The sequence below is a fragment of the Chryseobacterium sp. C39-AII1 genome, assembly GCF_039672645.1.
In the GTDB taxonomy this organism is placed as follows: Bacteria; Bacteroidota; Bacteroidia; order Flavobacteriales; family Weeksellaceae; genus Chryseobacterium.
The window spans coordinates 22,900-30,118 of sequence record NZ_JBDFPQ010000026.1 but is presented as its reverse complement, the minus strand read 5'-3'; the positions used below and the strand labels follow the sequence as shown (position 1 = coordinate 30,118).

The 7,219-nt window shown below is 34.1% G+C and carries 5 protein-coding genes; 1 reads left to right on the top strand and 4 read right to left on the bottom strand.

Annotated elements, in window-relative coordinates; genetic code table 11:
• Window positions 1-359 precede the first annotated feature (359 nt).
• The gene (locus ABEG63_RS20900) at window positions 360-530 is read left to right on the top strand and encodes a hypothetical protein (RefSeq protein ID WP_326983878.1); all 171 of its coding nucleotides are present in this window, start codon (window positions 360-362) and stop codon (window positions 528-530) included.
• A 133-nt stretch (window positions 531-663) separates the two neighbouring features.
• On the opposite strand, the gene ABEG63_RS20895 is transcribed toward ABEG63_RS20900, so the two are convergent.
• The 4 genes from ABEG63_RS20895 to ABEG63_RS20880 all read right to left on the bottom strand — a co-directional run bounded on the left by ABEG63_RS20895 (window position 664) and on the right by ABEG63_RS20880 (window position 7,090).
• Entirely contained in the window at window positions 664-2,274 is a 1,611-nt protein-coding gene (locus ABEG63_RS20895; protein WP_346587351.1) for a family 10 glycosylhydrolase, read from the bottom strand.
• A gap of 181 nt (window positions 2,275-2,455) precedes the next feature.
• Window positions 2,456-3,844 (bottom strand): MFS transporter, encoded by a 1,389-nt coding sequence (locus ABEG63_RS20890; protein WP_346587349.1) that lies wholly within the window; start codon window positions 3,842-3,844, stop codon window positions 2,456-2,458.
• Between the two features lie 32 nt (window positions 3,845-3,876).
• Complete coding sequence (locus ABEG63_RS20885; protein WP_346587347.1) at window positions 3,877-5,208, bottom strand: DcaP family trimeric outer membrane transporter; 1,332 nt, start codon at window positions 5,206-5,208, stop codon at window positions 3,877-3,879.
• 409 nt (window positions 5,209-5,617) lie between these two features.
• Window positions 5,618-7,090 (bottom strand): Gfo/Idh/MocA family oxidoreductase, encoded by a 1,473-nt coding sequence (locus tag ABEG63_RS20880; RefSeq protein WP_346587345.1) that lies wholly within the window; start codon window positions 7,088-7,090, stop codon window positions 5,618-5,620.
• Between the last annotated feature and the right edge of the window lie 129 nt (window positions 7,091-7,219).

Here is a 7,219-nt window from a genome sequence, read left to right as displayed (position 1 = left end):
TGTAATAAACTTTTGAGAATCTGTTTTGGAGTGGTGAAGAATAAGACGAAATATCAACCGGATTATCAAAAAAACTTTAAAATTTTAACCTAAATAATTTGCAATTTAACATAGAACATCGGGGCTATCGTTGTTGTCGTATAAGTATTGGGAAATATTTTCAGAGTTTGAAATTAAAAAGTTTAATTATGAAGTACATTTGACTAATTATCATTGATTATTTATCACTTATCTTCATGAACCACCCCTTCAGATGAGGGGAATTTTTTCGAGCGGTTTTAAATTCATAATTAACTGGTTTACTTTAAATTAATTATTGTTATTTTTAAATAGTATTAATCAACTCAAAAATAATAATCATGAAAAATGTAAAAAAACTCAACAGAAACGAAATGAAAACAGTTTCAGGAAACGGATTGTTAGATCCTGTCTGCAAACTTCTTTGCTCTTTGGCAGATTCCGGGCTGCTGAATCTCACCGATATTCAGTCATTCTTATGTCCAGATTTGGATTGTGCAAACGCTAATTAAAGGAAGTAAAAAGTTAAAAGTAAAAAGAGTCAAGTAGTGAAGTTGAAATTTTCACATTACTACGATAATCAATTCATTAAAAAAACAAACCGGCTCTTATGAACCGGTTTTATATTGAATAAAATTCTAAAGTCTATTTAATTTTCTTCGCAAGATAGTCACTTTCGTTTCCTAATCTGTCGATCGCTTTAATGGCTACACCATTCAGTTTTTTGCCGTCTTTAAACTTCGGAACTTCTTTTGAAAGTGTATCCAAAGTCAGAATTTCAGTTTCCCAAACCCCGTTATATTGTGTGAAAAGCACCCATTGGAAAACATCTTTTATATTTTTATTGCTCCAGCTTACCTGTACAAAATTTCCGGAGTCATTGGTAAAAACTGTCGGAGTCTGCAAAGGTGTTGCTTTCAGCCAAGAAGTTTTCGGAACCAACGCTTTTTCTTTGTACGGACCGTTTTTCAAGGTAGGAAGCATATTTGCATTTTTCGTTAAACCTGCAATACTCCAATGTACTTCACCGGCATCTTTTCCTAGTACCTGTCTTGAAATTTCAATCTGATTTTTAATTTCTGTAGGGCGGTCAGACGTTTTGATCTCAACCGTATTTAAGCCTGGCCAAAGGTGACGGTTCATTGTATTTTCAGATTTCCACCAGTTCAATAGCCCTTCAAAAGGCTGCCCTTTAGACTCTATCGGCCAGTATAATTGAGGTGAGAAATAATCTACCCAACCTTTATTCAGCCATAATTTGGCATCTGCATACAATTCGTCATATTGAGAAGATCCCACAACACCAGCAGGATAACCTGGTTTCCAGATTCCAAACGGACTGATCCCGAATCTCACATAGCTTTTCTCTGCGTGGATTTCTTTATAAATTCTTTCAACAAATTTATTTACGTTCTCTCTTCTCCAGTCGGCTCTTGTTAACGTTCCGCCATTTCGTAGATACTCATTCCAACTTGCACTATCCGGGAAATCGGCTCCTTTGTTATAAGTTGCATAAGGATAAAAATAATCATCAAAATGCACGGCATCAATATCATATCTTTTCACAATATCTTTTACGACATTCGAAACGTGACCTTGTGTTTTAGGATTGGCAGGATCAAACCAATACATTCCGTTCTTTAATCTTACCACAATATCCGAAAGCTTATTCGCCATCGACAAACTGTTTGGAGAGCCGCCATTGGTATGATGTGCACGGTAAGGATTTAGCCAAACATGAAGCTCCAACCCTCTTTTGTGAGCCTCTTCGATCCAAAATTGCAAAGGATCATAATTGGGATAAGGCGCTCTTCCTGTTTCACCCGTCAAAAAGTATGACCAAGGCTCACTATTACTTGTATACAAAGCATCTGCCGAAGGTCTTACCTGAAAAATTACCGCGTTGAAATTATTATCTTTTAACATATCCAACATAGAAATAGCTTCAGCTTTTTGCTGATCAACCGTTAAATTATTTCTTGAAGGCCAATTGATATTCGCAACACTGGCAATCCACGCGCCACGAAATTCTCTTTTAATCTCAGGAAGATTAGTTCGGAAAATTTCCTCTGCCTGTGGCGGAATATTAGGTTTTGTAGTCGCAAGAGGAGGTTTTGGCGCTGAATTATTATTAGATTTAGGTTGATTTTTAGTAGGAGTTGATCCTTTTACAGCATTATTCTGAACGGAACACGAGTTTCCGACCGCCGCAAAGGAACTAAGCAGGAACAGTAATTTTATTGTATTGATTTTCATAGATAGCAAAAATGAAAGATAACCATTTATTATAGAAACGCAAATTTATAAACTTAGAATAAAAAAACAGCACAAATAAAAATATTTGCACTGCGGTTAATATTAGTCATTTAAAGTTTTAAATATAATCCGTTTTCATCAATAATATTCTAATTTTTAAAATATTTACTTTAAAACATTTTTATTCGTTACTATTCAAATTTAACGCATCTTCTTCCGAAAGATCGGTTTTATATGTTTCCGGAACTAATGTTACGTTTACAATGATGGCAATAACCACGAGTAAAATTGGATAAGCCAAACCGATAAAAGGCGTCAAAGCAGCACTTACCACAAATGATGTTTTGATAAATTCAGTCACAAAAGTTGTGGCACCACCAATGAATCCATTTCCCATATTCTGAGCAAATCCCATACTTGTATAACGAATTTTGGTAGGGAAAATCTCCAGCATAAAAGCACCTAGCGGACCATAAGTTGCCGCTCCTGCTACAGAAAGCAAAAAGCTGATTCCCATAATTTTCAACGTTGCGGCTGTACTGATAGAATGAACTTCAGTAAGACTATCCGGATTTCCGATTTTCATGAAAAGATAAAATGAAACGGGAATTAAAATTAAACTCGCAACCAATCCGCTGATCAATACTTTTTTTCGCCCAACTTTATCACTCAATGCCCCAAAATACTGGTAAAAATAAGCACTAAATAACGTTACAACACCCGTAATCAACAATACCGTAGTATCTTCAATTTTCACGGCACGCTGCATGAAGAAAAGTGTTACGAATAAACTGGTCTGCATCACAGAACTCTGCGCAGCATTTCCTCCGAAAATAGCTTTAAGCATTAATTTTACATTTCCTTTTGTGGTAAATGCTTCTTTTACTGGAGATTTACTCGTTTTTCCGGCTTTCTTCAATTCTTCAAAAACCGGACTTTCATGAAGTTTTTTTCTTGCGAAATAGCTCAATAATACCAAAACAGAACTTAACAAAAACGGAATTCTCCATCCGAAACTATTGAAATCTGCTTCTGTCATTAAACTTCTTGTTGTAAAAATCACACTTAAGCAAACCAATAATCCGATGGGAACCGTTGCCTGAATAAAGCCTGTATAAAAGCCTCTTTTATTTGCCGGAGCATGTTCTGCCACATAAATCACCGCTCCTGCATACTCACCACTGATCGCCAATCCCTGCATTAATCTGCAGGCTAACAGTAAAATCGGCGCTGCCCAGCCAATACTTCCAAAGTTGGGAATACAGCCAATTAAAAACGTAGAAGCTCCCATTAAAATCAAGGATAATAGAAAAGAATATTTTCTCCCGATCTTATCTCCGATGTTTCCGAAAATAAGCGAGCCAATCGGACGAAACATGAATGACGAAGCCACAACAGCAAGCGTTTCTAAAAAGTGAGAACCTTCGGACGGAAATAAATTCACCGAGAGAGAACCTGCCAGAATAATGGCCAAAAACATATCATACCATTCGATAAGCGTGCCTGCGGAGGACGCAATAATCACCGTCAGGATGTTATTTTTAGGAGGAGTTTGTGTAGTAATATCCATAGTAGTTTTTCGTTTTTATTTTAAAGATCATTTTAGAACATAAAGAAGGTCGCAAGGTGGAAGCGGTTGTTTCTGGCATTAAATTCATTCCCGACTCCCCGCCCGTTGCTTTGTGCATCGCCCCATTTTGCCACGGTATTTTCAACCTCAAATCTTAGCTTAATTGTTTTGCTTAAAGACCAATCCACTCTTGGTACTACGCGCCAAAGCTGATCGACACTTCGTCCACTTGGTGTTGCGGAAACTGCTCCCCATGATGAAGTTACTCCATACGTTGTGGCTGTTCTTCCTTCCACTGGATCATCAGCTCCCATATTTTTTACGATTCCGGCATATAAACCGAAAGCGACTTTCTTGTCGGTTGTTTGCTGAAAATCAATCCATGCACTTCTAGTATTCATTGTTCGGTACAGATCATACGTTCCCGGGGCTGAATAACCTACAAAACCACCGAGCATCACCAAAGAAGCTGCATTTTGTGCCATCATTGCAGAAGCACTGATCATTAAAGGTTTAGTAATAACCCTTGCATAAGCCAAAGCCGTAAAACTTTTTACCGTTTCTTTATTGACAATCGGAGGATTCCCTGAAGATAATTGAGGTCTTAAAACTTCGTATTGCCCGGCAATACCTGCCACGAATTTTGCAGATTTATACTGAAACTGTAAATGGGAAGAAGGAACCCCACTATCTCGATAAGGCGTTGTATTTGGAGTAAAATCACGTTGCGAATTGATCGCTGCAATCACTTTAAAATTATCATTTAGCTTTTGGGTTAAACGGATCTGTGGATTTCTATTTAAAGCAAAAATCGGCGAACCTGTACTGTAATTTACCACGTTCGGAAGACAATCGAGAATCACCATCGGATGCCAATACTGCCCTATTCCCAACTGTGTTTTTTCCCAGTCTAAAGTAACATAGGCATGACGAAGCCTTAATTCGTTTATTCCTCCTTCTGTCGCACCGAAAAATTCAGCTTCTAAAATCCCGTTTGTTTTTGCTCCTAAAACTTCCGGACCTTTTACATTGATTCCTGCGCGGGAAACTACAGAAAGCATGTGGAATTTCGGAGCGTCATTAATATCAACTCCATTGATGTCTAGTGCTCTATCTCTCGGATATAACGGAACAATGTTTTCTCCTGCGCCAATATTCTGTCTGGTATCGTAAAAGGCATCATGCCTTATGAATCCATAAAAACTGACTTTAACAGCAGGTTCTTTTTTAAGTTCCGAAGTTTTAGTCTGAATGATCGAAAGCGAATCAGATGGAAGTTTCTGACCAGTATTTTGTTGAGCCGCAATCTGAAAAGTCGACAGCAAGCCCACAGCCACTAATAATTGCGTTATCTTTTTATCCATTAGTATTTAATTTTTGTTTTTCTCAATGCTTCGCTTTCAAACATACAATTATTTACAACACTAACAAGTGTTAGTTAGCCTTATTGCAGAAAAACTATTTTATTAAATAATTAACAATAACTTAAATTTTCAATTATAATTAGTAAATAAAAAGATTAAAACCTACTGAAATGTTACACTTTATGAATTAATCAAACATATATGATATTTTTAAATTTTATGTATATTAACTTAGCAAAGTTTTTGAAATTTAATGATAAAAGTCAGGTATTTTAGTTCAAAAAAATACATTTTACAGTTTATCAATAAGGATATTTATCCCTAAATTTTAGATTTATAGGGTTATTTTACTGTTATAACAACAATTACCTTCTTCTATATTAATTTTAAATCTTCAATGTTTTTGAATTTATAAATTAAACGTAATTTTTGAATTTCCTGAGCAAAACTCATTTGCCATAGATAAATATATATTTGATAATAGCTTATTGGTTAATTCATGATTTTCAAATTCGGAATTATCACAATTATTTTCTAAAAAATTAACTAAAGTAATTTCTCGTCCCTTTTCATTGTGCCCAAGATAGTGTTCATCATTTAAATTTTGTTTTTTCATTGACTCTCCAACAGATATTTTTTCAAAGGATTTTCCACCAATAATTTTATTATTTCTAAATATATATATATCAAAATGATCTTCATTACCTACCCCTTCAAGATCTATATCTTTATGCCCAGCTTCGTAAGACTGGTAAGAATGTATTTGAATATTTAGGAACTGTGACACATGAATATTCACTCTTTCATGTCGCAATCTACCATTTCCTTTATAAGTATCTTCAGGTAAATCAAACCAAGACCTTCTCGAAAATGTGTTTTGTTGTAAAATAATTGATGCTGTGGTTATTACATTTTGATTTTGAAGCAACTGACCTAAAATATATGCATCAATTTCTCCATATTTTTCATATTCATTTCTGTCATAATTTTCATAAAACTTCTGTATTTCTGTACTTCCAAAAAACTTTTTATAGTTTTCAATACTAAGTTGGTTAAAAAAATCATTAGGTCTAAATTTTGAAGTGTAGATTTTTCCAGAATTAGCCCTTCTGTCTTTTAAAGAGTTATTAACCTCTAATATCCAAGCAAAAAGATCAACACAATGATAACCAGAATGCATTAATTTTCCGTAGCCATATTTATATGGATGGTTTTCCTTTTCAAATTCATGCGGAAGATTCCATGTACCATCAGAATGATATATCCCAATGTAAGATATGGGTATTTGAAATTCTTCAACAAACTTCAACAAGTAGTCTTTAACAAAAATAAAACCTTCGTGATTTCTCCTTTGGCAAACAATATAAAATTTTGAATCTGAATCTTGTTTCTTCCTTTTCAAATCTTGATAATTTGAAAATATTTTCATGGCAGAATTAGGGTTCGTAATAGAATCAACAGGAGCAGTAATTGGTTTATCCATTAGTATATTAATGTTACTTTTCATTGCCCAATCTGCATAAATCTTATGTGACTTAGGCTCTGTGGAAATTATTATCCCATCAATTTTCTCATTATTGATTATGTTTTCAAGTTTATTCAAAAGTATTTTATCTAAAAACCTACCTAATCTATTTTTAGCATTATCTTCAATCAAAAAAATTTCTTCTGGTTTTAAAGAACGAGAAGAAATAAATCCTTGAATATTGTCTCGTTGCGAATCTAATTCAATCAATAATCTTAATTTAATTCCGTATCTATTTTGATATTTTTCAAGAAAAGGATAATAAATACGTTTTGCATGAGGACCTAATCCCACTAAAATATATTGTTTTTGAATTTGCTTTTTTTCATCATCTCTTATTAAAACTTCATTTTTCATATCATGTGATTTACAGTTTACAAATAATTATATAATCAACCATAAACGAATATTGTTAATTAATTACTTAAATTTAAAACATTTCAATTAAACATAATAAACACAAAATTCATTAAAATAATAGTTTAA

Bases quoted from the DNA above. Each gene is read 5' to 3' on its own strand.
- ABEG63_RS20900 (WP_326983878.1), top strand. From the start codon at position 360: ATGAAAAATGTAAAAAAACTCAACAGAAACGAAATGAAAACAGTTTCA.
- ABEG63_RS20895 (WP_346587351.1), bottom strand. From the start codon at position 2,274: ATGAAAATCAATACAATAAAATTACTGTTCCTGCTTAGTTCCTTTGCG.
- ABEG63_RS20890 (WP_346587349.1), bottom strand. From the start codon at position 3,844: ATGGATATTACTACACAAACTCCTCCTAAAAATAACATCCTGACGGTG.
- ABEG63_RS20885 (WP_346587347.1), bottom strand. From the start codon at position 5,208: ATGGATAAAAAGATAACGCAATTATTAGTGGCTGTGGGCTTGCTGTCG.
- ABEG63_RS20880 (WP_346587345.1), bottom strand. From the start codon at position 7,090: ATGAAAAATGAAGTTTTAATAAGAGATGATGAAAAAAAGCAAATTCAA.